Below are 25,970 nucleotides of genomic sequence, written 5' to 3'. Positions count from 1 at the left end.
AGTGGCTTGAAGGTCGGGGGACGCCGGCGTTCGAAACGCACAAGCGCACCGCCGGCCAACGCCGGGCAATGGAACCACTCGAGCGCTATCGGCCCATCGTCGACGACTTCGAGGCGTTCCGGGCGGCGTGCGAGCGACCGCTCCCGTCGGCCGTTCGGGTCAACACGATCAAGGCGACCGCCGAGCGCGTCCGACGGGCGCTCGACGAGGCGGACATCGCGTCCGACCCCGTCGACTGGCACGACGGCCTGTTCGTCCTGCCCGAGGACTCGCCCGGCTCGAACTGGCCGTACTTCCACGGCTGGATCCACGGCCAGGAGGAGGTCTCGGCGGTCCCGGCGACCGTTCTCGACCCCAAGCCCGGCGACCGCGTCTGGGACGCCTGCGCCGCGCCGGGGAGCAAGACGACTCAGCTGGCCGCGCTGATGGACGACCACGGCGAGGTCGTGGCGACTGACAACAACCTCGGCCGCATCTCCGCGCTGCGGACCAACACGGAGCGACTGGGCGCGACGAGCATCGCCGTCACGCACGAGGACGCCCGCAACCACTCGCTCAAGCCCTTCGGCGGCGCGAACTACGATCGCGCGCTCGTCGACGTGCCCTGTTCCTGCGAGGGGACGATCCGGAAGAACCCCGACGCCTTCGAGGACTGGACGCTCTCGCACGTCGAGGGCATCGCCGGCGTCCAGAAAGGAGTTCTCAAGCGCGCCGTCGAGGCCACGGCCCCCGGCGGGACCGTCGTCTACTCGACCTGCACGTTCGCGCCCGAGGAGAACGAGGCCGTGCTGGACTTCGCTCTCGACGAGACGGCCTGCGAACTGGTCGACTACGACCTCCCGCTCGACCACCGGCCGGGCGTCACAGAGTGGGACGGCGAGGCGTTCGACCCGAGCGTGCAGAAGGCAAAGCGCATCTACCCCCACCACAACGACACGGGCGGATTCTTCTGTGCGAAACTGGAGGTGACCGGCGAATGAGCGACGAGAGCACGTCGTTCACCCGACTGCCCGCGACGGCCGACGACCGCGAGGATCCCGAGCGAGCGACCCGCGCCGAGGTGCTCGACTTCTGGAGCGAGCGCTTCGGCGTCGACCCCGAGACGTTCGCGGACTACACGTTCTGGGAGCGCGGCGCGGGAAAGCTATGGATCTATCGCGGCGAGCCGCCGTCGCCAGTCGACATCGAGGGACTGGGGATGACGTTCCTGCGCACGCGCCAGGAACACTGGAAGCCGACGCTCGAGGCCGCCCAGCGCTTCGGGGCCCACGCCACGGAGAACGTCATCCACCTCGACGACGAGGCCGCCCGCGCGTTCGTCGCCGGCGAAGACCGAGAGCACGACTGGGAGGGCGACTGGGGCTACCTGCTCGTCACCCACGACGTCGCCGGCGCGGTCGAACCGGCCGGCGTCGGCCTGTACGTCTACGGCGAACTGCGGTCACAGGTCCCGAAAGGGCGTCGTCGCGAGGTCTGAGCGGCCCCGGAGTCCCCACCGGGAATATCGCCCCGGCACCAACGTTGATTAGGAACGGGGCTGAATAGGGTAGTACACAGCATCCGAGCAGCGCAGAGAAACCGGGTTGGTAGGACATCGCTGGTTTCTCTCTCCGAGCGGACGGTACTCGCCAGTCAGTGACTCGTAGCGCCGTCCGTCTCTGAGCGGGTGCTCGCTCTCGATCGGACTCAGGGAGGATCAGTGATACCGATGGAATACAGCAAGACGGACGACGAGACCACCGCAGAGGTACGACCGGGACCGCGTTCCGAGCGGTCGCGTGGGGACCCCGCACAGACGAACGGACGAACAGCGCCGGGCCGAGACGAGACGCTCGTGGCCCGCTGGGGAGAACCGGGAGTGGCGGTCCTCCTCGTCGTGATTCCGGTGCTCCTGCTCGGCGGCGTAGTGGGAGAGGCGACTGCGATCCCGTGGCTCTCGCTCGAAGCGGTGACGGTCGCCGTCGGCGTGGTTCTCACCATCGCTGGCGGACTCGCGTTCTTCGCCGTCCTGTACGACGCGTTCGGCTGATCGTTCGGGCGACGGGCGCTCGGAACGGGACCGACAGCGCCGCGTCGCGACTGAGGCGTAGCAGTCACCTCAGATGAGTGTTTATTTTACAGACATGATCAGTACAGAATAGTTAGAATCAAGCTAAGTAGCACGATTGCGGTTCCTGGGGTATGCAAGGAGGCGTCTGTGGGATCGTCGACGGTGAGTTCGACGTCGTGGGGTCGTACACGGAAACAGTCACGAAGGAGGGCCACGAGCTCTCGCGGTCGATACAGGTCGATCGGGTCTTCTCGCTTCCCTCCGGCGAACGGGGGTTCGAGGGACACGCGGCCGCGGAACAGATCGTGACCAGAAGCGACACCGAGATAGAGGGCGGTGAGATCCGAGTGACCGAATCGACGGTCAAAGAGACGGTTCGGACGGCGTTCGCCGGCGTGCCCGGTGAGGTCGTCGTCGCCGAGAGCGGCAGCGGCCAGTTCGCGTTCGATCTGATCGGTGCCGACACGGACACGACGATAGAGCGAGGAGAGTTCGACCTCAGCGGTTTCCTCGATACCCATCAGGGCGGGTCGCCGTGGAAAGCCGGGTTCTACGACGCAGCGGGGAACGCACAGAAGGGGACCGTCTACGGTGACGACCTGCTACGGGACGACGCGTTCGAGTCGGTTTTGGACACGGCGGCGCTCAATCAACTCGGAATCGACTACGAGTACCGTGATCAGACGGTGAAGGTGGACCTCACGGAGTCGGGTTTCGTCACCGTCCATCGACCGGCCGGGATGGAGACGGGGGCCTTCCTCGAGTTCCTGGTCACAGAGGTCCTGCCTCACGGGACTGGCTGACAGTGAGGCCGGCGGGCGCACCGCCGTTCTGTAACAAGTACAACAGGCGCGTTCGGGTCGACCGAGGCGGCGAAAACGTCGGGACTGCTTCGGGATTTCGTAGCGTCGCCACTCTCCCAGGGGCAACTCTTATCTACCCAGAGAGAGAAACCACGGTTGTCCTACCAACCCGGTTTCTCCGCGGTGTGTTGTTTTGTAGCAATAGCTCTGTCGGTCGCCGGCGTCATTAACCTTGCTCCCCGACCGGTCCGCAACGAGGGTACTCACCCACGAGTGGCTACGTTTTCCCACGGAGAGCCGTTTCTATCGCTGAAATTTCGGGAACAAAGCCTATTACGCTCGATTCGATACCGAGGGGTAGACGTATGGCTGGTGACGACGACCCCACCCACTGGATCGTGCCCACGCGGGGAGCGAAGACGCTCCCGGCAGTCGAAGTGCTCACCGGGCGGGGATTCGTCACCGGCAAGAGCGGAAGCGGCAAGAGCAACACCGCGAGCGTCATCGTCGAGGAACTCCTCGACGCCGGGTTCCCGCTGCTGATCGTCGACACCGAGGGGGAGTACTACGGACTCAAAGCGGAGTACGAACTGCTCCACGTGGGCGCTGACGAGACCCACTGCGACGCGCGGGTCACGGCCGACGACGCCGAGAAGCTCGCCGCCGTGGCGCTCGAAGAGAACGTCCCCGTCGTCCTCGACGTCTCGGACTTCCTCGACGGCGACGCCGCAGCCGACCTGATCGCCAGCGTCGTCCGCGAACTCTATCACAGGGAGAAGTCCGCGCGCAAACCGTTCCTGCTGCTGATCGAGGAGCTCCAGGAGTACCTCCCACAGAGCGGTGGATCGAGCGAACTCGCCGAGCTCCTGGAGCGGGTGGCAAAGCGCGGGCGAAAACGCGGTCTCGGGATGCTTGGGCTGTCCCAGCGCCCGTCGTCGGTCGACAAGGACTTCATCACGCAGTGTGACTGGATGGTCTGGCATCGCCTCACCTGGAAGAACGACGTCGACGTGGTCAGGAACATCCTCGGGTCGGAGATCGCCACGGAGATCGAGGGACTTGACACGGGAGAAGCGTACCTGATGACTGACTGGGACGAGGCGGTCGAGCGCGTCACGTTCAAGCGAAAGCGGACCCACGACGCGGGGGCGACGCCGGGACTGGAACAGTTCGAACGGCCCGACCTGCAGTCGGTCAGTTCCGATCTGCTCGCGGATTTCACGGACGAACGGGGCGGTTCGGAGCCGTCGACAGCGACGACCGCCGGGTCGGAGGCGGAGTCGTCCACCGAATCGGAGGCGGAGTCTGGCTCAGAAAGCGTTTCGGCGGATATTCCGGGCGGTTTCGACGGCGCTACCGACGCGCAGTCCGTCGATCCGGCCACGCTCGACCGCGACGAACTGATCGCGCTGGTCGGCAGGCTCCGCGAGCGCAACGAGACGCTGACACGGACCGTCGAGCGACTTCGAACTGGGGAGCGAACGGCGGAATCGCAAGCCGCGGCGGCGGCCCCACGGGCAGGGCAGGAGTCCGTCGCTCCGCCGGCCGGGCCCCAGCCTCCGTCACGACCGGCCACTCGCACGGGACTCAGCGGCACCATCGTCGAATTCACCGCGCTCTCGCTGTATCTCCTTCAGGTGTGTGTCTATCGGGTGCGACTCCTCGGCTATCGACTGCGAACCGGCGGGACGGACGACCGCGAGCGGTAGCGTCAGGGACCGGCTGTCGAGAACTCGCGCCAGTGTCTGAGCGCCCAGTAGCCCACCCCGGTTCCGATGAGTCCCGCGGCGAAGAGGTAGAGCACGAGCTGGGAGACGAACACGAGTTCCGGGCGCATGATGGCGAACCGGATCCCCTCGACAGCGAGCGTGAGCAGGCCGAATCCGACCACGCTGACGACGAGCGCCGAGACGATGATCGTCCGCCCGTCGGCGTCGTTCTCGTCGAGCAAGACGATGGTCGCGACGAAGAGCAGTGCGCCGCCGACGAGGTACCACGGAACCCGGCTGGAGACTGACTGGATCTCACCGGAGAGAACCGCCAGCACGCCGACGAAGGCCGCCGTCAGTCCGATGGTACAGCCGCCGATGACCAGCACGACCCGACGGAGGAACTCGCGGCGCGACTCCGAATCAGCCATGGCCGAACAACCGTGTCGACCGGCAAAAGAATAGCGGCCACATCGGTCGCCGATGTGCACTTGCATCCGCAGAATTCGGTCGAGACGGGTGGGATGTCGACCGAGGGACGGATCCACGGCGACCGGTCCGTCGTCTCGGCGTCGGACTACGATTCCGCCTGCCCGGAGCGTTGCATGGCGTACAGGTCCGCGTAGGTCCCGTTCCGGGCAGTCAACGAGGAGTGCGTCCCGGCCTCCGTGACCCGGCCGTCCTCGACCGTGTATATCCGGTCGGCGTTCGCCACCGTCGAGAGGCGGTGTGCGATGGCGACGACGGTCCGGTCGCCGTCGAGCGTCTCGACCGCCCGGTGGACTCGCCGTTCGAGCGCCGTATCGAGGTCGCTCGTGGCCTCGTCGAGGACGAGCACCGGCGCGTCCGTCAGCAGCGCCCTGGCGAGAGCGACGCGCTGGCGCTGGCCGCCCGAGAGCTTCACGCCGTCGTCGCCGAGCACGGTGTCGAGCCCGCGCGGCAGATCGTCGAGGAACTCGGAGACGAGCGCGGTCTCGACGGCGTCACGGATGTCGCGCTCGGGAACCGACCGCCCCGCGGTGAGGTTGTACCGGAGCGTGTCGTCGAAGATGTGCGGGTCCTGTCGCACCATCGCGACCGTCTCGCGCCACGCCGCGAGGTCGTACGTCAGTATCGACTCGCCGTTGGCCAGGATCGCCCCGTCGTCCGGCTCGTAGAGGCGGGCCAGCAGCGAGACGACCGTCGACTTCCCCCCGCCCGAGGGGCCGACGACGCCGACGAACTCGCCGCGCTCGATCTCCATCGAGAGGTCGTCGAGGACCCGCTCGTCGTCGTAGGCGAACGAGACGTTCTCGAACCGGATCTCGTCGATCCGCTCGGGCACCGGAGCGCCTGCGACGCTCTCCTGGCGGTCGGCCAGTCGGTCGAGGAACCGATGGGTACGGACGAGGTGGGGAAGCTCCCCCTCGATTGCATAGACGGTGGCGTTGAGCGAACTGAGCCGCGGTGCGAGCCGGAACATGGCGAACAGAAAGACGCCCAGTGCGGACACGGAGAGCGCCCGGTAGCGGATCGCGACGTAGACGAGCCCGAACAGCGCCAGCGAGACGGCGAGCTGGTAGAAGCTCTGGATCGCGACCTCGTTGCGGCGCACCGTGACGCTGGTCGTCGCGTAGCGGTCGAGCGCGCCGCGGAACTCCGACAGCAGGTCCTGGCGCATCCCGAACAGCTTCACGTCGCGGACGCCCTGCGTGCCGGCCTGCGCGGTCTCCTGGAGTTGCTCGTTCGCCGTGGCGACGCGGTCTCCCACGGCGTAGCCGGGCTCGATGCCGTGTCTGAACAGGACGGTGAGTCCGCCCAGCGCCACGGCGGCCGCCACCGTCAGCAGGGGCGCGATGGCCAGTGCGATCGCGGCGTAGGCGACACAGAGCAGCCCCTGCTGGAAGAGCTGGACGATGCGGCCGATGACGCGACCGGCGTACCGAGTCTGCGTGAGGACTGCGTTGAGAATATCGTCGGACCCCTCGTCGTCGTAGTACGCGACCGACGCGCCGAGCGCCAGTTCGTAGGCCCGGTCTTTGAGGTCCCGCTCGTAGCCCTTCGTGAGCCTCGCCGCGAGCCACTTCACCGCGAACGCGGACGCGTACCGACAGACCATCACGCACCCGAGGCCGAGAAGCAGGAATTCGAGCGTGAGTGGCAGCCCGACGGCGGCGTAGACCGACAGGAGTCGGCTGGTGATCCCGCTTTCCGCCGTCGAGAGGGTCCCGCCGCGCTGGGCCGCCTCGATAACGGGAAACAGGAACGAGAGCCCGATACCCTCGAGCGCCATCGCGACGAGGCTCGTGGCGACGATACCACTGGTCAGGAACGGACGATGCAGCGCCACCCGACGGAGCGACCGGTACCGCTCGCCGCGGGGGAGTTCCGACTCGGCCATCGCCTTGACCACGGTCCATTCGAGACATAGTTACCACCACGCTACGGTCCGATATACCCGGTTTCACGGCGGAATACGGAGCATAACAATGCTGACCCGCCGCCGTGCCCAGGGGTATGGTAACGGTAGAGACAGGCACGACAGTCGTCGCGACGGAGGACTGCGTCGCCACCACGGTCGACGACGAAGTGATCGTGCTCAACAGCGAGACGGGGATGTACCAGGGCCTCACCGGCGTCGGCCCGGACATCTGGCGGCTGGTGCAGGAACCGACCGAGTTCGACGAGATCGTCTCGGCGCTGGTCGCGGAGTACGACGTTGATAGAGCGCGCTGTGCGAGTGACGTGTCAGAGTTCCTCGAGACGCTCGCGACCTCACGACTCGTCGAGACCGATGCGAACACTGCTCGCTGAGGTTCGGTCGCAGCCCAGCCAGCCTCGGCGTTTGCTCTGTCGAGCCGCGGTGCTGGTCGTGTCGAGCAAGGCGCTGCTGTCGCTCCTCGGCCTCGACAGTTCGGTCCGCTGGGTCGGATTCATCGGGCGGGTGTGCCCGCCGTCCCGCTCGGTCGAGTCCGTAGACCAGATCCCGTGGGCGGTCGACGCCGTCGCCGCGCGCCTCCCGGGGGAGTTCGACTGCCTCGACCGGGCAGTGGCCGGGAACGCGCTCCTCGTAGCCGGCGGCTACCGGGGTCGGATCCGCCTCGGCGTCGACAAGCGCGACGGCGCGTTCGAGGCTCACGCCTGGGTCGAGTGCGACGACGAGGTGCTGATCGGGGATCTCGAGGACCTCGATCGGTTCCGACCGCTCCCGGAGTCGGAAGTAGCCTCGTTTTAACGCCGCCGCCGATTAAGTTTTCGGCTAGAATTGTAGTTATAACAAATACAGATATGTCTGGATACTGTAGTGGGTACAAAACCCATGAACTACGAAGAACCCTCCGTGGAGACGTACGGAACCGTTGAAGAGAAGACGAACTGGTGGTACGACGACGGCTACGGTCAGTGGGACTGAGACGGACTGCTGTACCTGTGTACTGCGGCGACCGCGCGACTGGGTGGGGTTGAGACGGAATCGAGGTACGGCAGTTCGGACGAGATGGGACGGGTCCCGTCGCGGTATTTTTCGCACGAGGTGTCTCCGTGAGACGTCACCGGCCGTTCGTAGCGTGACGCGATTCGTGACGGATCGGCACGCAGTGTCCGGACCGGGTTCGGTCGACCGCCGGTATAGAGCCCATTCTTAATCGCCCCATGACCGAACCGGTGTCGTATGCACCAGGGGCGTATCAGTCGATCCCAACACCGTGAGACGGCGATGACCGAGCGCGAGACGACGCTCGCACGCAGGGGGCAGTGAGGACCGTGGCCGTCGCGACGACCGACACCTACGAGGCGTTCGGCCTGACCGTCCAGTCGGAGATCGACCTCCCCGAACTGTCGCCCGCCGATCTGGGTGGGCCCACGGACCCTGACGTCACCGTCACCGAGCGCGCGGTGACGCGACCACCTGCTCTCACGTCGGAAAAGAGTTTCCACGCGGCTGGTCAGCGCGACTACTACCTCAAGTACGACGCAGCGACGGTTCGCGTTCGGGGCGGGACCCGTATCGCCATCGATCCGGCCTCTGGGGCCCCACACGAGGTCCTCCGACACGTCATCGTCGGGCCGGCGCTCAATCACCTGCTTCACCAGCGCGGCTACTTCGTCCTCCACGCCAGCACCGTGGCGATAGACGGGGCGGCGGTGGCGTTCGTCGGCGAGTCGGGCCAGGGCAAGACCACGACCGCGCTGGCCTGCCTGACCGACGGGCACCGCGTACTGAGCGACGACGTGGCCGCGATTACGCTCGGCGACGACGGCCCCGTGGTTCGGAGCGGCTACCCTGCGGTGAAGCTCTCCACGGAAGCCGTCGAGACGTTCGATCCGCCTGTCGACCCCCCGGTGCGGACCTACGACGGGCGCCCGCGACACTTCCACCGACTCAGACACGACCAGCCGGAGAGTCCGGTCCCGTTAGCCGGCGTCTACCTGCTAGAAGATGGCCCGGAGATAGCAGTCGAGTCGCTCTCTGGCAGCGAACGGGTCATGTCGCTCGTGGACAACACGTACGCGATCGGAACGCTCGGGTTCGGGAGGCAGGCCGCCACAAACGTCGGTGTCTGCGGTGAAATCGCCGGTTCGACGTCGGTAAAGCGCCTGCGGCGACCCCGCGAACTCGGCCGCCTCCCGGAGGTGATCGACCGCGTGCGGGCCGACCTCGCGGGCGAGCGATGCTGAGCGACGCCGAACCGGAACTGCAGATGGTCGTCGAGTGCGTGCGCGGGGCCGTCGACTCCGGTGCAGCCCCCGACATCGAACCGCTCGTCTCGTCCGACCTCGACTGGGACCGCGTGCTCGATCTGGCTCGATACCACGGCGTGCTCCAGTTGCTCCAGGAGGGACTGGCGTCGACGTACCGGGAAGTCAAAGAGGAGCGCGGCGTTCCCCCGTCGGTCAGTTCGCGCCTCGACGGGACGGTCCAGCGGCGGACGATGCGGAACCTCGCGGCCACGGACGAACTGCTCGGCGTCCTCGATGACTTCGACGACGCCGGCGTCCGCGCCCTTCCGTTCAAGGGGCCGGTGCTGTCCGCGTTCGCCTACGACAGCGTGACCGTCCGCGAGTACAACGACCTCGATATCCTCGTCCACCCCGAAGACGTGTCGACCGCCGCCGACGTCCTCGAAGAACGGGGCTACGAGTGGCGGGACGGGGCACCGCGCCTCGACGACGCGGCCCTGCTCGGGGGGCCCTCGACGAAGGCTATCGTCCACGAGTACGCGATGACTGGCTCAGACATCGACGTGGAGCTCCGCTGGCGCGTCGGCGACGCGGAGCGCCCGTTCTCGCCGGACGTGGCAGCGCTGTGGGACCACCGCGAGCAGGTCGACGTTGGCGGGGCCCCGGTGCCGGCGCTCGCCGCGACGGACCGCCTCCTCGTGCTCGCGTTCCACGGGACGAAACACCGGTGGTACCTCCTGAAGTGGCTCTGCGATTTCGTCGCCGCGATGGACGCGACGACGGCCGACTGGGACCGGGTGCTCGCTCACGCACGCGACCACGGCGTCGAGCGTCCGTTCCTGGTCGGAGCGGCGCTCGCCGAAACCGTCTTCGAGTACGCGCTCCCCGAGCCCGTCGCCGCGCGAGTGAGCGAGGCGAACCGCGTCACCGGCCTGGCTGACAGGGTGACACGGTCGCTCGCGTCGGAGCCGACGACCGCCCCCGGCCGTATCGAGTCCGCCCGGTTCTTCGCGGCTGCGAGCGAGTCACCGACGGCGCTCCCCCGACTCGTGGCCCTGCACTCGGCGCTCCACCCGACCTACGCGGACTACCGGTTTCGCCCGCTTCCAGGCCACCTGCATCCGCTCTACTACGTCATCTGGCCGATCAGGCTACTGGCCGGGTTACGACCGAACCGAACGGAGACCGACCCGCCGGCGGAGGAGCCGACCTGACGGACGGCGCTCAGTCCCGCGGCTGGATCGTCCCGCCGCCCAGTCCCTCCCAGGCGACCCGGTAGCCGAGCCGCGAGAGGGCGGCGCTGTCGTCGGCGATGCCGTAGTCGGCCAGCCGGTCGGTGGCGGTCGCGTAGTCCATCCCTGCCTCGATCTGGTCGGCCAGTTCGTCCAGGACGCTCGGCCGCACCAGCGTGCGCCCGACGCGCTCATGGTCGGGGAACGCCACGTCGGCGAGTGCGTCCTCGCTGACGCCGTAGTCCGCGGCGAGGTCGGCGAGTGAGACGACGGCTGCGTCGGGGCGGACCTCGTCGGGGATGGCGGCGGCGCTCTCGCTGACGAGTCGCTCCTCGTAGGGGCGCAGGGCGTCGCGCACGTCCTTCACGCGAACGGTTCCCGAGTACGGGATGGCCCGGTTGTCGGTCGCCTCGACCGCCTCGCCGACGCCGAGTGACTCGTCGACGGCGACGAGCATCGCCACGTCCTCCAGGTCTCCGAGGCGGTCGAGCTTCTTCGCGACGTACTCGGGCGTCCAGAAGCCCATGATCTCGAAGAAGATGCGAAAGGGCGGGCCGTCGGGGTCGCTCCCGTCCGCTCGCTGGCCGTCGTTTCGGAACGTGTCGCGAACGCCCCCCTCGGTCCCGGGCCGCCACTCGAAGGCGAAGTCGGGGATGACGACGTGTTCGCCGGCGGCCAGCGGCTCCGGTTCGCGGATCAGATCCCAGTCGAGGTCGAGCGCGGCGAACCGCGCGGCGAAGTCGGCCTCGACGCCGCTGTCGTAGCTGACCTCTGTGACGGGGTCGACGCCGGGGACGGACACGTCGGCGTCGGAGAGCGTGAGTTTCCGCTCGGTCCCACGGTCGTCGACGGTCGCCGTCAGGTCCCACTCCTCGGCGGCCGCGACAGTCCGCAGGAGTCGGGCGAAGCGCGTCCCGTACCGGCGCGTGTTCGAGAACAGCGCGTCGGGACCGGTGACGACGACTTCGCGGCCCCGATCAGTCCGCCGGATCTCGTACATGAGCCGGAGGCGCTTGACAGCCGACACGAGCGCCTTCGGGTCCGAGGAGCGGACCCGGACCTCGGTGGCATCGAACAGCGCCGTCTGCGCCAGCGAGAGGTCGTACTGCGTCCGCAGTTCGGCGGGCCCCCAGCGCGAGTCGACGGCGGTGAGGACCTGCTTCGACTCCCGGTCGGCGTACAGCGCGTCGGCGAGCGTCGCCGCGTCCGTTCCGAAGTGGGCCGCGGCGTCGGCGAGCGCCCGGCCGCGCTCGGCCTCGCTGACGACGCCGACACGCTCGGCGGCCTCGAACACCCGCCGGCGCGCCCGTTCGGGGTCGACCGGAGCCCGCGTCTCGAAGGTGGCCTCCCGCTCGACCAGTTTGGCGAACCCGCGGACGAGCTTGAAGTCGTCGGCCTCGCGCTCCAGGTCCGCGAGGGCGGCCTGGAGCGACTCGCGGGACTCGCCGACGTGGCCCTGATACACGCCGAGGACGCGGGCCGCGAGCCGCTCCGCATCGTCGTCGGCGAACTGGAGGTGGTATCCGCCGCCAGCCCGCGAGACGCGCAGGAGGTCCTTCGTGAGCACGTCCGAGCGTGCGACGCGGAGCGACAAAAACGCAGGGAGTCGGGGTCAGGGAACCGAACGAGCCGGCGGGTCAGTTCACTGCGGCGTCGACGCCCGGTCCTCGAACGTGACCGTCACCGCGACCTCGTCCTCGATCGACCGGCCGATAGCCCGTTCGAGGTCGGCGGCGAGTCCCGGATACCCGCGTTCGGCCGGTCGGCTGACCGCGACGGACACCTCCCGATCCAGTCGGTAGACCGAGACGCCGCCAAATCGGGTCTGCACCGAGAGCAGTCGGAGTTCCGCGTACGCGTCGTCCGAGAGCGTCTCGGTGACGGCGGCGTTGACGGCGGTCTCGACCTGCATCTGCTGGGCGGTGACCGTCCCCGCGCCGGCGAACGCGACCAGAAGCAACAGGACGGCGACGACGGTCGGCGCGTGAGCGCGAACGGCCTCGGCCGGAGCCGCGTCGGCCTCCCAGTCGACCGGGCGGAACCCCAGCCACCAGAGCACCAGGAAGCCGGTGAGATTGATCGACGTGACGTTGACCAGCAGGAGGATGCCCGCGCCGAGCGCGACGGCCGGCAGGCCCCAGGCGATGCCGACGCCGACCGCGGCCGCGGCGGGGATGAGCGCAGCGGCGATCATCACGCCGACAAGCGAGACGGGAAGCGCAGTCGCCAGGCCGAAGGCACCGGCCGCACCGGCACAGAGGCCGACGGCCATCGAGAGGAAGCCAGGCGAGATGCGCTGGGCGATCTGCTGGACCGTCGTGACCCGGAGTCGCGCGGGCACGAACCCGCTGTACCGAATGAACAGGCCGAACACCGCCGCGCCCGCGACCGCGACGACGAGGCCGAGCAGCTGGTCGCGAACACCCTCGACGATGAGGTCGCGGTCGCTGAGCGCCGTGCCGACGCTGGCGATGAGCGCCGACCCCACCTGCGGCGCGATGACCATCGACCCGACGACGATGGCCGGCGAGTCGAGCAACAGTCCCGCCGTGGCGACGATGGCGCTCAGGATCGTCATGCCGTAGTAGGTCCGCCGACCGGGGTTCATCCCTCGCGCGCGACCGCGGAGTTCGTCGTGGGAGATGCGGTCGTCGTGGTTCTGCGCGGAGTTCGACTGGTCCGGCCTGGCGGTCTCGGCCGTCCCGACGACCGCGTACCGATCGGTGTCGAGGCCCGCCGCCTCCATCTCCGCGAGCACTTCGTCGATCGCCTCTGGTGGGAGGGGAAACTGGAGCAGGAACGCCGTCTCGTCGGCGCTCTCCTCCGCCGTTCGGACGTAGCTGATGTCGCGGTCGTCGAGGACGGGCCGAACGTCGTCCAGTTCGTCGTCGGTCACACGGATGTGAATTAGCCGCACTACCAGGGCCACCCCCACTGCCGCTCGCGAAATCGTGCGCCGAGCATCTATCCGGCCATGGCGGGACCTGCCCTTACTTATACAGGTAGTAACCGCAGACGAACACGCGAAACGGCGGGACGGTACGCGCTACCGCCGCCGCCTGGCGACCCGCTCCTCGGCCGTCTCCTCGGTGACGAGTTCGTACAGCAGTGCACGCGAACCGTCCGACTTCGGCCGCAGGATGCGGCCGAGCCGCTGGGTGAACTCGCGCTCCGAGCCGCTGCCCGAGAGGACGACGGCCACGTTCGCGTCGGGCACGTCGACCCCTTCGTCGAGGACGTTCGCCGTCACGACCCGCGAGTACGTCCCGTCGCGGAACCGCTCCAGAATCTCGCGGCGTTCGCTCGCGCCGGTCTCGTGGGTGATGGCCGGAATCAGGAACCGCTCCGAGAGCCGGTACACGAGGTCGGTGTAGGCTGTGAAGACGATGATCCGGTCCCCGCGGTGGCGGTCCAGAATCTCCGCCAGCCGGTCGACCTTCCCCTCGGCGTTCATCATCACCTCGCGGGCGCGCTGTTTCGCCAGCAGGGCCTCGCGCGCCGCCGGGTCCGACCCCGAGCGCTTGACCAGTTCCTGGTAGTCGCTCCCCGAGCGGAGCTGGATGTTCGAGCGCTGCAGGTAGTCGGTGAACGTCCCCTGCTCGTCCTCGTAGCGCTCGCGTTCTTCGGGCGTGAGCGCCACCTCGATGCGCTTGATGTCGTAGTCCGCGAGGTGCTCGCCGGCGAGGTCGTCGACCCCGACCCGCTGGACGAGCGGCCCGACGAGGCCCTCGATGACGTCGTGCGCGCCGTCCGGCCGCTCGAACGTCGCCGTGAGCCCCAGTCGGGCCGGAGCCGCGAGCAGGCGGGCGATGTCGCGGTACCCCTCGCCGCCGAGGTGGTGGACCTCGTCGAAGACGACGAGCCCGAAGCGGTCGCCGAGTTCGTCGGCGCGGAGGTACGCCGAGTCGTAGGTGGAGACGGTCACGTCCTCGACGCGCTGCTCGCCCCCGCCCATGCGACCGACGGGCCGGTCGAACTCCCGTTCGAGTTCCCGCTGCCACTGTTCCAGCAGGTCGATCGTCGGGACGACCACCAGCGTCGGCGTCCCGAGCGCGACCATCGCGGCGATGCCGATGACGGTCTTCCCGCTCCCCGTCGGCAGTTCCAGACAGCCCCGGTCGCCGGCGGCGCGCCACGCGTCCAGCGCCGATTGCTGATACTCCCGGAGGTCGTACGTCGTCGAGAGCGATACCGGAGGCAGCGGGCCGACGCGGTCCGCGTACGCGACGCCGCGCTCGTCGAGCGCGGTCACCAGGTCGGCGTACCGGTACGCCGGCGCTCTGGCGGACTGGCTCCGCTCGTCGCGCTCGACCCCGGGCAGGTCGGTCGGCGGCGACCCGCTCACGCGAATCGTCCCCGACTCGAACGTCAGTTCCAGCACGGCCGACGGTTCGCCGCTCCCGCCGATAACGCTTTCGCGGCGGCTGCCGACCGGGCACGCGTCCGCCGCGGAGCCCTCCGGGCACCGTCGTTTCGCACTGACTCCGGGAGCACAGTTTACGTCCGTCCAGACCGAACAGTCCCCCATGACACCGACTCGCTCGACGCTGCTCGCCCTCCTGGTGTCGCTGTCGCTCGTGCTTGCGACCGTGCCGGCCGGTGTGACGGCGATACAGATGACCGACACACAGACGGCCACGGACACGCTGACCGTCGATCGCGACGGCTCCGCCGACTACCGGTCGATCCAGGCTGCCGTCGACGCCGCCGACAGCGGCGACACCGTCGCAGTCCGACCCGGCGTGTACTACGAACAGATCACCGTGGCCGAGAACGTCACGCTGGTCGCACCCGACCGGGCGATACTCGACGGCTCGCGGTTCGTCAACGGCACCGCGCTGCGCGTGACCGGCGCGGCCGCCCCGAACGTCACCGGCTTTACGATGCGTAACTACCGCCTCGGCGTCGTCGCGAACGACACCACCGGCGACTGGACGCTTCGTGACTCGACCGTCATCCGCGCCAGCGTCGGCGTCTACGCGCCCAACGCCAGCGGGAACTGGACGATCACCGACTCGGCCGTCTCCAGTACGACCTACAGCGGCGTCTTCGCTCGCGCGAGCACCGGCGAGTGGACGATCCGCGACACGCGCTTCGTCGCGGTCGGCGGCGACGGCGTCGACGTTCGCGGCTCGACCGGCGACTGGACGGTGACGAACGTCGTCGTCGACCGCTCCGGCGCGGACGGCGTCGACGCGTCCGGCAGCACTGGCGACTGGACCGTCCAGCACACGACCGTCCGACGCAGCGACACCGGCATCAAAGCCATCGCCAGCCGCGGCGACTGGACCGTGACCGACCTGACCGTCCAGCACAGCGACGTAGGCCTCGTCACGGCGTCGTCGGAGGGATCGTGGACTGTCTCCGACGCGACGGTCTCCACGCGGGATATCGGTGTCTTCACCGCCCGAACCACCGGTGCGTGGTCGATGCGGAACACCACCATCGATATCCATATCCAAGGGATCCACGCTGTCGGCACGAACGGCTCCTGGACCGTCAGCGACTCGTCCATCACCGTCAGCGGCGGCGAGACGGCAATCGGCATCGACGCCCGCGACGCTGCGTCGGGCTGGTCGCTCGATTCCGTCGACGTTCAGAGTAGCGGCGTCGACGTGGCCGAGTGATCGCCGGACGTGACACTGGGTCACGCGGCGAGGCCGTCCGGAAAACGAAGGCCTTAATTAAAGCACCCCCCTCTCCCAGAGTGCGGGACCGTGGGGTAGCGGTATCCTCGGCGCATGGGGTGCGTCGGACCTGAGTTCGAATCTCGGCGGTCCCACTTCAACTTCTACTGGTGGCGAATACGGCCCAGAGTCACAGCTGTTGACCAATACTCTCAGAGAATGGTGCCAGCGGCCTGACGGAGGCGCAATTACCGCCCGTTCTGGAACAGTCGGGACAGGAGCCCGCCGCGCGACGTCGGATCGAAGTGGCAGTACGCGAGCAGGAGTACGGCGCGGTCCGTGAGCGCGACGCGTTTGGTCTGTTCGTCGTACTCGACGACGCCGGCGTCGGCCAGTTTCGGGAGGTGTGTCTGGTGCAGGGAGACGTAGACGTTCTTGCGCTGGCTCGCGGAGACCTCGTCGCTGCCGTACTCGGACTGAGCGAGGTGGTCGGTGATCGCGGGGACGGCCGACTCGCCGCCGGCGGATTCGACGAATCGGAGCAGGTTGCGGCGGCGACGGTTCGAGAGGAGCGAAAAGATCTGGTCCTCGGTCAGTCGGTTCGACTCTTTCGCCGCTACTCGTCGATTGTTGGCCATTCGGGACACCGGATGCGAGAGGTAGGGGCCGTAGCTGATATAGCGGTTCGTACCACATTACCGTGAGTACGAACGGGTTACACGTCCTGACCGCCGGCCGTCGACGGCAACTCGAACCGACCTGTCGGGATCGAGATCCGTCCAAGAGCGACGCGGCAGGCGCAACTTCCGAGTAGACGGACCACGTACGGGACCGTGTGTCCGAAACGTACGTGTGCGCCCGGTGCCAGGCGACCGTCGACCGGAGTTTCGAAGTGAAGTCGATCATCCGCACCTGCGGCGAGTGCGAGACGAACGGTCGGTTCCTGCATCGCTCGTTCGTGGACTCGCTGTCGGAGATCGCGGCGGAGAACCGGCCCGAAGGGTGGGAAGAGATGGCACTGGACGAGCGGTTCGAAGCGGCCCTTCGAGAGGGGCTCATCACGTTTCGGAAGGAATGAACTGGCCACGCTCGCTCGGCTCGCGTCCCGCGACCCCGCGTCTCGCGTCACCCGGTGCGATAGATCGTTAGCGCCGACTTAGTCCCACTTCGCGCCGGGGTTCGTCACAGCGCCGTTGGCCGCCGACCCGAACGCCTGTTCATACTTCGCCAGCACGCCGTTCGTGTACGGCGGTTCGGGCTCGTCACGGGCGTCGAGTCGGTCCTGGATCTCCTCGTCGGAGAGGTCGACTTCGAGCGTCCGCTCGGGGATGTCGACGCGGATGTGATCGCCGTCTTCGAGCGCGCCGATGGGGCCGCCGACGTAGGCCTCGGGCGCGACGTGGCCGATCATCGGGCCGCGCGTGCCGCCGGAGAAGCGCCCGTCGGTCAGGAGCGCCACGTCGTCCTCGTGGCCGGCCCCGACGACAGCGGCGGTGACGCCGAGCATCTCGCGCATCCCGGGACCGCCGCGGGGCCCCTCGTTGCGGATGACGATGGCGTCGCCGGAGGAGATCTCGCCGGTCTGGACGTACTCCATCGCGTCCTCCTCGTTCTCGAAGACGCGCGCGGGCCCCTCGTGGTGGAACTCGTCGTCGCCGGTGACCTTCAGGACCGCGCCATCGGGCGCGAGGTTCCCTTTGAGAACCCGGATGGCACCCTCGTCCTGATAGGGGTCCTCGACCGGGTAGAGGAAGTCCGCGTCGATGTCGTCGTCGTCGGGGATCGCGCCCCGGTCTTCGAGGAGGGCCAGTTCCTCGGCGATGGTCCGGCCCGTCATCGTCATCGCGTCGCCGTGGAACAGGCCCGCATCGAGCAGGCGGCGGATGACGACGGGGACGCCGCCGATCTCGAAGAGGTCGTTCATGACGCGCTGGCCGCCGGGCTGGAGGTTCGCGATCTTCGGCGTCCGCCGGGAAATCTCGTCGAACTCGTCGATGGAGAGGTCGATGTCGGCCTCCGCCGCGAGCGCGAGCAGGTGCAGGACGGCGTTCGTCGACCCGCCGGTCGCCACCTGGAGCGTGATGGCGTTCTCGAAGGACTCTTTCGTCAGGATGTCCGACGGGCGGCGGTCGTTCTCGATGGCGTCGAGGACGAGTTCGCCGGCGTCCTCGGCGATCTCGTAACGGTCCTCGTGCTCGGCGGGGGCGGCGGCCGACCCGAGCGGTGCGAGGCCGAGCGCCTCGGAGATGGAGGCCATCGTGTTGGCGGTGAACATCCCGCCACAGGAGCCGGCACCGGGGCAGGCGTGGCGCTCCATCTCGTCGAGTTCGTCCTCGCTCATGTCGCCCTCGGCGACCGCACCGACGCCCTCGAAGACGTTCTGGATGGTGACTTCGCGGCCGTCGTGCTCGCCGGGCATGATGGACCCGCCGTAGAGGAAGACGCTCGGCAGGTCCGTCCTGATGGCGGCCATCATCATGCCGGGCATGTTCTTGTCACAGCCGCCGATGGTGACGATGCCGTCCATGCGCTCGCCGAAAGTGACCAGTTCGACGGAGTCGGCGATCATCTCGCGGGAGATGAGCGACGCCTTCATCCCCTCGGTCCCCATGGAGATGGCGTCTGAGATGGTGATGGTCCCGAACTCGATGGGCATCCCGCCGGTGTCGTCGATGCCGTCGTAGGCGGCCGCCGCCACGTCGTCTAAGTGAACGTTACACGGCGTGATGTCGGCGGCGGGGTTCGCGATGCCGACCATCGGCGAGGCGAGGTCCTCGTCGTCGTAGCCCATCGCGCGAAACATCGCGCGGTGCGGGGCCTTCTCGACGCCCTTCGTGACTTCGTTGCTCCGCAGGTCCGGGTCTTTTTCCGGCCGCTCGCGGCGTTCCTGCTTGCTCATAATTCACCGTCGCCGTGGGCGACCTTAAATAACTTGTAGTCGCGCTACCGTCCCCCACGATCGGGCGGGAAATCTCCGGTGACAGTAGCTTCTTTCCCGGGCGGCGACAACGTCGGCGCATGCCGACGGTCACGACCGCTGCTCGACTCCATTTCGGCTTTCAGAACCTCTCGCTGGCCCACGAGCGCCTCTACGGCGGCGTCGGCCTCGCGCTCGACGAGCCGGGGCTCGCGGTCCACGCCGATCGTGCGGACGAGATCCGCTGTGACGACGCGGCCGCCGAGCCCTACGTCCGGCGCGTCGTCGACGCGCTCGACGTGCCCGGCGCTATCGTCGAAATCGAGGAGCGGTTTCCGCGCCACGTCGGTCTGGGGAGCGGCACGCAACTCGCGCTCGCGACGCTCGTGGCCGTCGTCCGATCTTACGACCGGACCGCGGACGCGCGAACGTACGCGCCGCGGCTGGGACGGGGCGGCCGCAGCGGCGTCGGCGTCGCCACCTTCGAGACGGGCGGCTTCGTCGTCGACGGCGGCCACCCGACCGAGCGCTTCACCGCGGAGCCGCCCGCCGAGGGCGACTGGGACGTGCCGCCGGTGCTCGCCCGCCACGACGTGCCGACCCACTGGCGGTTCGTCGTGGTCGTGCCGGACTCCGAGCCCGGACAGAGCGGGTCGGCGGAAGACCAGAGTATGCGCCAGGCGGTCGAGCGGGCCGACCCGGGCATCGCCGACGAGATATCGACGTTGCTGACCCGGCGACTGCTCCCGGCCATCGCCACCCGGGACCGACGCGACTTCGGGCAGGCCGCGGCCCGGCTGGGGCGACTCAACGGCGCGTGGTACGCCGACGAGCAGGGCGGGGTCTACCGGCCGCCGGCGGGGACGATCGTCGACGCACTGTCGCGCGCCCCGTCGGTTTCCGGGGCCGGCCAGAGCTCGTGGGGTCCGACAGTCTGGGGGCTGACGACCGACGAGTACGCGTCGGAAGCCGCTGAAGCCGGTGAGATGGCGCTCGACGAAGCAGGCGTGGACGGGACCGTCCGCGTCGCCGCCCCGCGCAACGTCGGGGCCTCGTTATCAGAATGACGAACCCCGGGCAAGCGTTTAAGCGACCCCGTGGGTGAGAGGTGGTATGGAGCGCATTCCGTTCGGAATCCGCCAACTCGATTCCATCATCAACGGCGGCGCGCCGGTCGGGAGCGTCGTCCTGCTCTCCGGGGAGGCCGGGGCCGGCTCCCGGGAGTTCATGCACACGAGCGCGCTCGTGAACGGGCTCCAGCAGGTCGACGCCGAGAGCCACGACCTCTACTACGGCGACCTCTCGGCCGACGCCGTCGCCCCCGACGAGGTTCACTACATCTCCTTTACCGCCAGCGAGTCCCAGCTCGTCTCGGAGATGCGACTGGCGATGGCCGACGAGGTGGTCGAGAAGGGCAGCGAGGCCGTCCAGTTCCACGACCTCTCCGAACGGTACTTCCACATCAGCCCGGTCCCGCGGAGCTGGTACGCCAGCGAATCCGCGTCCATCACCGACCTTCGGGCCCGCCACGAGCGGGAAGACCTGCTCGGGACGCTCGGCATGACGCTCAACGAGGTTGCGCCCGGCAACCTCGTCGTGATCGACTCGCTGTCGGACCTCGTCAGCTCGATCGGCGACGAGATTAGCTGGTCCGACATCAGTTCGCTCGTCGCTGGCATCCAGAAGGCCGCCCACGAGTGGGGCGGTCTCATCCTGTTGCACGTCAACCACGAGACGCTCTCGGACGTCCGCCACGGCCAGCTCGTCGACTCCTCGCACGGGACGATGGAGTTCGCCTGGGAGACCGGCGGGTCCTCGCGAGCGCGGACGCTCGTCGTCCGGCAGTTCCGGGGCGTCCTCTCGCAAATCGAGGAAGAGGACATCGTCCAGTTCGAGACGGAACTCGGCGACGCCGGCTTCGACATCAGCGACGTGCGAAAAATCCGATAAGCGCTCGACACCATCCACGGTCAGTGCCACCGACACCGTCTCTGGCGGCGATTCGCCCAGTACCCCGTCTCTCTCGATTTCTGAAATAGGCGGTAAACGCTTATCAGTGTCGTTCATTAAGGGACTCGTAATGTCCTCCGAGTCGACGGATGACGGAGGCGTGCACGTCGAGCTAGCCGCGGATATGGACGAGTGGCTGACCGAGCAGGCGGAGGCGCTCGGAGTCCCCCGCGAGGCCGTCGTCGAACAGCTACTGGCCTCGTACAAGGCGACGGCGGACTACGACGACGAGACGGCGGTGGTCGGCGTCTCGCGTGACGAACTCGACGCGGTCGTCGCCGCGACCGTCGACGAGAAGCTGAGCGGCGAACTCGACACGGCGGCCGAGGACGCCCTGCACTCTCGGCTCCCCGACATCGTCGACGGTGTCGAGGACCGCCTCGAGGACCGTCTCGACGACCTCGAAGCCGATTTTCAGACCAAGGTGGAAGACGTCCGCGAGCGGGTCGTCCAGGTGAAACGCGAGACCGACGGGAAAGCCCCGGCCGACCACGACCACGAGGAGTTCGACCGCATCGACGCGCTCCGGCAGGAAGTCGACGGACTCGACCGGAAGCTCGCCGAACTGCGATCCGATCTCACCGCCGACCTGGAGACACAGGCGGCCACCACCGAGGATATCGACGAGCGACTGAGCGACCTTCAGGACAAACTCACCCGCGTGGCGTGGGTCGTCAGCGACCTCCGCGAAGACCGAGGCGGCCGCGACGCGACCCAGCGGGCGGTCGATCGCCTGAAGCGCGCTGCGGCACAGGAAGGGATCTCCGCGGCCCGCTGTGAGAGGTGCGACGAGCAGGTCGAGATCGGCTTGCTGACCGAGCCGAACTGCCCGCACTGCGACGTGACCGTCTCGGACGTGCGCCCGGAGGGCGGCATCTTCCGGACGAAAGCCCGACTGGTGACCGCCGCGCAGCTCGAATCGGGAGCGACCGATGAGTGACGACGAGGACCCCTTCGAACGGCTCGACCCGGTCGACGACCGCGAGGGGGATCCTTTCGAACGACTCGACCCGGCAGACGACGAGGAGACGACCGGCGACGACGGGGCCAGCGACATCGAGCCTTCCAGCGGGGGCGGTGAGACGTCCTCCGCCGGAACCGACCCAGCGACGGATCCGGGGAGCGAGCACGGCCAGTCGACCGACGGCCCGGATCCGACGATAGACGACGACCTCCTCTCGGCGGTCGACGTCGAGGAGTTCCGCACCGATTCGGATGCCAGTTCCGACGATCCGTTTGCGGGGTTCGAGGAGGCCCAGGACGACCCGTTCGGAGACACCGAGAGCGCGTTCGAACGGGTCGACGTCGACCACGTCGACGCCGACAAAGTGTGGGCCGAGATCACCGGCGACGGCGACGATGCCGACGTCGCCGAGAACCGCTACGCCGAGGTGTCGAAACACCGCTACTGCGAGCAGTGCGAGCACTTCTCGGAACCGCCGAACGCCCACTGTACGAACGAAGACACGGAACTCGTCGAGTTCCTCGACATGGAGACGGTCCGGCTCCGGGACTGCCCCGTCGTCGCCGAGCAACACGAACTCGACGGCGAGCAGTAACGGCTTTCCGACTCGGTGTCCGAACGACCGGTATGCAGTTCTGCGACGACTGCGGCTCGATGATGCACGCAGACGGTGACGAGATGGTCTGTCAGTCCTGCGGGGCACGCGTCGCCAAGGACCGGGAGCGCGCGGCCGAGTTCGTCACTACCGATGAACAGAGCGGCGACGAACTGATCGAGACCGAGGAGGGCGCAAACTTCGAGGGCAAGCCGACCGCCGACGACGTGACCTGCGACGAGTGCGGCCACGGCACGGCCTGGTACACGATCAAGCAGACCGGCTCCGCCGACGAACCGCCGACGCGCTTCTTCAAGTGCCAGGAGTGTGGCCACCGCTGGCGCGAGTACAACTAGAGCAGCGACTTCAGGATCCGCAGTTCCTCGTCTTCGGTGATGTTCTCGGAGTCCATGCAGGCGTGAACGACCTTGTGGACGAGTTCGGGGTCGTCGAACACGCGCGACTGGGCCGGGGCCTGTGCCGCGCCGCTGCCGTCGGTGACGGTCTCCATCCGTCCTTCGAGGTCCTCGATCTGTGTCGAGAGTTCATCGACAGTGGACTGGACGGTCTCGACGGTGTCGACCACTTCGGGCGGCGACTGCTGCTCGGTCGTCGGTGACTCCGCGTCGCCGAGAACGGCGTGGGCGAACGTCTCGCGTTCCGACCAGTCGAAGCCGTCGATGCTGTTGACGCGGTTGCTCACGGTCGAGGCCGTCACGTCGAGCACGTCTGCGAGGTCACGCTGTGACGCCGTCGGGTGTTCGATGATGGCCCGGAGCGTCTCGCGCTGGGTCGGCGAGATTTCGTCCGGGGCCGGATACGACTGTCCGTCTGGCTGATTCGCGGCGGTCACAGGAGCGTCGTCGTCCGTCGGTGTCGCGGTGTCCACTGCCGCGGCGTCGTCGTCCGTCGCAGTCGGTGATGCGGTTCCGTCTGCAGACGGCGTGTGGCCGGTGCTCTCGCCGTCCACGCCGTCGTCTTTGCTCGCCGGGTCGCCGTGCTTTTCGAGGACCCGCTCGACGAGGTCCGGTGTCGCGCTCGGAACCTCGGCCGCGAGGTCTTCGATCGACGCTTCGGGGTTGTCTGCCGCTACATCCAGGATTTGCTTGTGACGCATCGATTTCGGGGCCGTTCGGCCCTCACTTGATTTGCTCATTCCTAACACCACGGGGAGGGGGCGGGGACTACCACACCCCTACAGGTTATCTAATTGAACAGTTTCAGTGGTATTATCAAAAAGTTTTGGTTTGCCTCAAGTATCGGATGTTTCTCTGGAGCCGACAGTGTAGAAGCGGTCGGACAATACGGTCCCCGTCTGCTGATTTATTCAGGTTTGCTTGCGGTTGCAAGCCACCCTCTGAAACGGATTTTGGCCACCAACAATAGTAATAATTTTTATAAATATACGTCTGACGGCACACTTCTGCCCGGGATATTCAGGGCTGTATGAATATCTGGGTCGCGACTGGAGCTGGTGAGCGATTCGACACCGGGCATCGAACGCACCGGATCGACGCCGGTGCGTTCGGACGGTCAAAGCGGCATCGAAGCCACCTGAAGACACTTACCCGGACCGACGGAAGACTGGGCCATGCGACGCCGCCGCCTGCTTGCCCTCTGTGGGACGCTCCTGACCGGGGCCGGCTGTCAGAACAGTGCCGACGACGCCGGGACGGTGACGCCTGTCCCGTCGCCGGGTGAGCGCCGAACCGTCACGGACAGCGAGACGCCGGCCAGCCTCGAAGTCGGGAACCCAACCGTCCAGCCCGGCTACGTGGCGATGGACAGTCCCGACTCGATCGGCGTGTACGACGACGCCGGGCAGTACCTCGCCGTCGAGGTCCGAACCGATGACGGGAGGCCGCCGGACCGGTCCGCGTTCCGATTCGCGTTCAACGGCACCGAACACCCGCCGGTCGAGACGGGGTCGAGTCGGGCCCTGTTTCGCGACGGCGACCTGGGCGCGGATTACGCCGACGGTGAGGGCGTGCTGGTGTTCGGGCTCCCGGAGACCGGCGACCCGAGCGACGCGGCACTCACGTGGCCCGGCGGAGAGCACGGATTCTCAGAGGGGGTGAAACGGCGACTCGCCGCACCGTTGCCGTCGTTCGACGTGACGCTCTCGGGCCCCGGCGAGGCGACTGTCGACCCGACGCTGGAGGTCACCGTGACGAACACGGGTGAAATCGCCGGGCGGTACGTGCTCGCGATGAACCGGATCGGTCCCAGCGTCGACTACATCCCCGAGCGCCGCATCAGCGGCGTCCTCGATGCCGGCAACACGGAGACCGTCACACACGACGCCAAGCGGCCGACGTCCACCGATGCCGTACTCTACCGCCTGGACGCACCGGGCGAGCAAAACGACGCCAGCCACCGAATCGCGCCGGTAGCGGAGAAATCGGAAACTGCAACGGAGCGAACGGAGGCGGCGACGACCGGGACGCGGTCGTAGCGCCGTCCTTTTGCCCGCTGGAACCCAAGCGGGGGTGTGACGACCGACCCCGCCCGACGCGTCGAGGTCTACCCCGGCAAGGAGGCCGTCGTCGACTTCGACCCGGCGCTCACATTCGAGTGCGTCGAGGAGTGCACGTGGTGCTGCCAGCACGGCGTGCTCCTCTACGAGAAGGACTTACTGGAACTGGCAAGTCGGGCGAGTCTGAGCGAGGCGACGACGCAGTTCCGCGGGCAGGACTTCGTCCGACAGGAGGAGAAAGACCGGGACGACCACGTCGACGAGGCGGGAGAGGCCTGTTATTTCCTGCGGGATGACGGCCTCTGTGCGCTGCACGCCGAACACGACTGGAAGCCGACGCGCTGTTCGGTGTTCCCGCTTCAGGTCACCGTCGAAGACGAAGAGATTCACGTCGGCATTCGCGACGAGGCTCACGAGCACTGCGAGGGCCTGGACGTGTCCGAGCGCCGTGTCGTCGAGCACCTCGACGCCTTCCTGCCGGAACTGCTCTGGGACCTCGACGATCCGGAAACCAAGCGCGCGCTGTAGGAGGACGGGACGGCAGAGCGACAGGACGGCTGGACAGCACAGCCGCTCGGAGCGGCGAAGATACGGAAGAAACCGCGCCGTCAGACTCCTTCGAGGTCGGAACGGTACTCGTTGATGTGGTCGTCGGCCTCGTCGATGGCGGCGGCCACGTCGCTGCCGTCGCCGCTCTCGAGGTCGTTGAGCGCGGACTGGATGCGGGCGAGACGGCCGTGGTCAGGCCCCGTCTCGGCGGTCGCGAGGCTGTCGAGCTGTCCGGCGAGGTCCGCGAGGCGCTCGCTCGCGTCGTCGCTGTCGGTGTCTTCGGCTGCCGATTCGAGTTGGTCACTCGCCGCTGCGAGTTCTTCGCGTGTCATGGATGGCGCTTCTCGGATGAGGGATAAAACGGTTCGCCTGGTGGGGA

General features: G+C 67.8%; 27 protein-coding genes and 1 tRNA gene. 19 read left to right on the top strand and 9 right to left on the bottom strand.

The features are described from left to right. The first annotated feature begins 68 nt into the window (after positions 1-68). The 5 genes from ACOZ4I_RS04180 to ACOZ4I_RS04160 all read left to right on the top strand — a co-directional run bounded on the left by ACOZ4I_RS04180 (position 69) and on the right by ACOZ4I_RS04160 (position 4,562). A complete protein-coding gene (locus ACOZ4I_RS04180; protein ID WP_424003337.1) occupies positions 69-980 on the top strand; it encodes an RsmB/NOP family class I SAM-dependent RNA methyltransferase in 912 nt (303 codons plus the stop codon). Next, the gene (locus ACOZ4I_RS04175) at positions 977-1,477 is read left to right on the top strand and encodes a DUF7122 family protein (RefSeq protein ID WP_424003335.1); all 501 of its coding nucleotides are present in this window, start codon (positions 977-979) and stop codon (positions 1,475-1,477) included. The genes ACOZ4I_RS04180 and ACOZ4I_RS04175 overlap by 4 nt, the downstream gene beginning before the upstream one ends. A gap of 231 nt (positions 1,478-1,708) precedes the next feature. Beyond that, complete coding sequence (locus ACOZ4I_RS04170) at positions 1,709-2,029, top strand: hypothetical protein (RefSeq protein WP_424003333.1); 321 nt, start codon at positions 1,709-1,711, stop codon at positions 2,027-2,029. A gap of 152 nt (positions 2,030-2,181) precedes the next feature. After that, positions 2,182-2,853: a hypothetical protein gene (locus ACOZ4I_RS04165; protein ID WP_424003331.1), complete on the top strand. Its 672-nt coding sequence runs from the start codon at positions 2,182-2,184 to the stop codon at positions 2,851-2,853. Positions 2,854-3,218: 365 nt separating this feature from the next. Then, positions 3,219-4,562 carry an ATP-binding protein gene (locus tag ACOZ4I_RS04160; RefSeq protein WP_424003329.1) on the top strand — a complete coding sequence of 448 codons (1,344 nt, stop codon included), beginning with the start codon at positions 3,219-3,221 and terminating at the stop codon, positions 4,560-4,562. Between the two features lie 2 nt (positions 4,563-4,564). Here the strand turns inward: ACOZ4I_RS04160 and ACOZ4I_RS04155 are convergent, their stop codons facing one another. Together ACOZ4I_RS04155 and ACOZ4I_RS04150 are read right to left on the bottom strand one after the other, a co-directional pair. Continuing rightward, entirely contained in the window at positions 4,565-4,993 is a 429-nt protein-coding gene (locus ACOZ4I_RS04155) for a hypothetical protein (protein WP_424003327.1), read from the bottom strand. Positions 4,994-5,139: 146 nt separating this feature from the next. Beyond that, positions 5,140-6,942, bottom strand: coding sequence for an ABC transporter ATP-binding protein (locus tag ACOZ4I_RS04150; RefSeq protein WP_424003325.1), 1,803 nt, complete (start codon positions 6,940-6,942; stop codon positions 5,140-5,142). A gap of 116 nt (positions 6,943-7,058) precedes the next feature. Between ACOZ4I_RS04150 and ACOZ4I_RS04145 the strand changes: the two genes are divergently transcribed. From ACOZ4I_RS04145 to ACOZ4I_RS04130, 4 genes are all read left to right on the top strand, one after another. Then, positions 7,059-7,355, top strand: a complete 297-nt coding sequence (locus tag ACOZ4I_RS04145; RefSeq protein WP_424003323.1) for a PqqD family protein — start codon at positions 7,059-7,061, stop codon at positions 7,353-7,355. A 49-nt stretch (positions 7,356-7,404) separates the two neighbouring features. Beyond that, positions 7,405-7,776, top strand: a complete 372-nt coding sequence (locus ACOZ4I_RS04140; RefSeq protein WP_424003321.1) for a lasso peptide biosynthesis B2 protein — start codon at positions 7,405-7,407, stop codon at positions 7,774-7,776. Between the two features lie 527 nt (positions 7,777-8,303). Then, positions 8,304-9,218 carry a hypothetical protein gene (locus tag ACOZ4I_RS04135; RefSeq protein ID WP_424003319.1) on the top strand — a complete coding sequence of 305 codons (915 nt, stop codon included), beginning with the start codon at positions 8,304-8,306 and terminating at the stop codon, positions 9,216-9,218. Beyond that, positions 9,212-10,435, top strand: a complete 1,224-nt coding sequence (locus ACOZ4I_RS04130) for a nucleotidyltransferase domain-containing protein (RefSeq protein WP_424003317.1) — start codon at positions 9,212-9,214, stop codon at positions 10,433-10,435. Before ACOZ4I_RS04135 ends, ACOZ4I_RS04130 begins: the two co-directional genes overlap by 7 nt. A 10-nt stretch (positions 10,436-10,445) precedes the next feature. On the opposite strand, the gene ACOZ4I_RS04125 is transcribed toward ACOZ4I_RS04130, so the two are convergent. The 3 genes from ACOZ4I_RS04125 to ACOZ4I_RS04115 all read right to left on the bottom strand — a co-directional run bounded on the left by ACOZ4I_RS04125 (position 10,446) and on the right by ACOZ4I_RS04115 (position 14,834). Continuing rightward, positions 10,446-12,020 carry a DUF790 family protein gene (locus ACOZ4I_RS04125; protein WP_424003315.1) on the bottom strand — a complete coding sequence of 525 codons (1,575 nt, stop codon included), beginning with the start codon at positions 12,018-12,020 and terminating at the stop codon, positions 10,446-10,448. A 75-nt stretch (positions 12,021-12,095) separates the two neighbouring features. Continuing rightward, positions 12,096-13,349, bottom strand: a complete 1,254-nt coding sequence (locus ACOZ4I_RS04120) for a TIGR00341 family protein (protein WP_424003313.1) — start codon at positions 13,347-13,349, stop codon at positions 12,096-12,098. A 150-nt stretch (positions 13,350-13,499) separates the two neighbouring features. After that, positions 13,500-14,834: a DEAD/DEAH box helicase family protein gene (locus ACOZ4I_RS04115; RefSeq protein ID WP_424003311.1), complete on the bottom strand. Its 1,335-nt coding sequence runs from the start codon at positions 14,832-14,834 to the stop codon at positions 13,500-13,502. Between the two features lie 145 nt (positions 14,835-14,979). On the opposite strand from ACOZ4I_RS04115, the gene ACOZ4I_RS04110 reads away from it, so the two are divergent. Both ACOZ4I_RS04110 and ACOZ4I_RS04105 read left to right on the top strand, forming a co-directional pair. Next, a complete protein-coding gene (locus ACOZ4I_RS04110) occupies positions 14,980-16,080 on the top strand; it encodes a right-handed parallel beta-helix repeat-containing protein (protein ID WP_424003309.1) in 1,101 nt (366 codons plus the stop codon). An 84-nt stretch (positions 16,081-16,164) separates the two neighbouring features. Continuing rightward, positions 16,165-16,235 (top strand) — tRNA-Pro (locus tag ACOZ4I_RS04105). Between the two features lie 93 nt (positions 16,236-16,328). On the opposite strand, the gene ACOZ4I_RS04100 is transcribed toward ACOZ4I_RS04105, so the two are convergent. Further along, positions 16,329-16,718 carry a DUF7344 domain-containing protein gene (locus tag ACOZ4I_RS04100; RefSeq protein WP_424003307.1) on the bottom strand — a complete coding sequence of 130 codons (390 nt, stop codon included), beginning with the start codon at positions 16,716-16,718 and terminating at the stop codon, positions 16,329-16,331. 197 nt (positions 16,719-16,915) lie between these two features. Between ACOZ4I_RS04100 and ACOZ4I_RS04095 the strand changes: the two genes are divergently transcribed. Further along, a complete protein-coding gene (locus ACOZ4I_RS04095; protein WP_424003305.1) occupies positions 16,916-17,158 on the top strand; it encodes a hypothetical protein in 243 nt (80 codons plus the stop codon). A gap of 78 nt (positions 17,159-17,236) precedes the next feature. Here ACOZ4I_RS04095 and ilvD read toward each other — a convergent pair whose 3' ends face one another. Continuing rightward, entirely contained in the window at positions 17,237-18,979 is a 1,743-nt protein-coding gene (gene ilvD, locus ACOZ4I_RS04090; protein WP_424003303.1) for a dihydroxy-acid dehydratase, read from the bottom strand. A gap of 119 nt (positions 18,980-19,098) precedes the next feature. Between ilvD and ACOZ4I_RS04085 the strand changes: the two genes are divergently transcribed. The 5 genes from ACOZ4I_RS04085 (at position 19,099) to ACOZ4I_RS04065 (ending at position 22,922) form a co-directional block, all read left to right on the top strand. After that, positions 19,099-20,064 (top strand): beta-ribofuranosylaminobenzene 5'-phosphate synthase family protein, encoded by a 966-nt coding sequence (locus tag ACOZ4I_RS04085; protein WP_424003301.1) that lies wholly within the window; start codon positions 19,099-19,101, stop codon positions 20,062-20,064. A 46-nt stretch (positions 20,065-20,110) separates the two neighbouring features. After that, complete coding sequence (locus ACOZ4I_RS04080) at positions 20,111-20,947, top strand: RAD55 family ATPase (RefSeq protein WP_424003299.1); 837 nt, start codon at positions 20,111-20,113, stop codon at positions 20,945-20,947. A gap of 130 nt (positions 20,948-21,077) precedes the next feature. After that, positions 21,078-21,947 carry a hypothetical protein gene (locus ACOZ4I_RS04075; RefSeq protein WP_424003297.1) on the top strand — a complete coding sequence of 290 codons (870 nt, stop codon included), beginning with the start codon at positions 21,078-21,080 and terminating at the stop codon, positions 21,945-21,947. After that, positions 21,940-22,566, top strand: a complete 627-nt coding sequence (locus ACOZ4I_RS04070; protein ID WP_424003295.1) for a hypothetical protein — start codon at positions 21,940-21,942, stop codon at positions 22,564-22,566. The genes ACOZ4I_RS04075 and ACOZ4I_RS04070 overlap by 8 nt, the downstream gene beginning before the upstream one ends. 32 nt (positions 22,567-22,598) lie before the next feature. After that, the gene (locus tag ACOZ4I_RS04065) at positions 22,599-22,922 is read left to right on the top strand and encodes a transcription factor S (RefSeq protein WP_424003293.1); all 324 of its coding nucleotides are present in this window, start codon (positions 22,599-22,601) and stop codon (positions 22,920-22,922) included. Here ACOZ4I_RS04065 and ACOZ4I_RS04060 read toward each other — a convergent pair. Further along, complete coding sequence (locus ACOZ4I_RS04060) at positions 22,919-23,683, bottom strand: winged helix-turn-helix transcriptional regulator (RefSeq protein ID WP_424004778.1); 765 nt, start codon at positions 23,681-23,683, stop codon at positions 22,919-22,921. The two genes, ACOZ4I_RS04065 and ACOZ4I_RS04060, sit on opposite strands and share 4 nt — an antisense overlap. A gap of 474 nt (positions 23,684-24,157) precedes the next feature. Here ACOZ4I_RS04060 and ACOZ4I_RS04055 point away from each other — a divergent pair, with 474 nt between their 5' ends. Both ACOZ4I_RS04055 and ACOZ4I_RS04050 read left to right on the top strand, forming a co-directional pair. Further along, positions 24,158-25,021, top strand: coding sequence for a hypothetical protein (locus tag ACOZ4I_RS04055; protein ID WP_424003291.1), 864 nt, complete (start codon positions 24,158-24,160; stop codon positions 25,019-25,021). A gap of 36 nt (positions 25,022-25,057) precedes the next feature. Next, the gene (locus ACOZ4I_RS04050) at positions 25,058-25,570 is read left to right on the top strand and encodes a hypothetical protein (protein WP_424003289.1); all 513 of its coding nucleotides are present in this window, start codon (positions 25,058-25,060) and stop codon (positions 25,568-25,570) included. Positions 25,571-25,650: 80 nt separating this feature from the next. Here ACOZ4I_RS04050 and ACOZ4I_RS04045 read toward each other — a convergent pair whose 3' ends face one another. After that, positions 25,651-25,923 (bottom strand): DUF7553 family protein, encoded by a 273-nt coding sequence (locus ACOZ4I_RS04045; RefSeq protein ID WP_424003287.1) that lies wholly within the window; start codon positions 25,921-25,923, stop codon positions 25,651-25,653. Positions 25,924-25,970: the final 47 nt, after the last annotated feature.

Source organism: Haloarcula salina, from assembly GCF_049603855.1.
Taxonomy (GTDB): domain Archaea; phylum Halobacteriota; class Halobacteria; order Halobacteriales; family Haloarculaceae; genus Haloarcula; species Haloarcula salina_A.
This window is presented reverse-complemented; position numbering and strand designations above follow the sequence as displayed.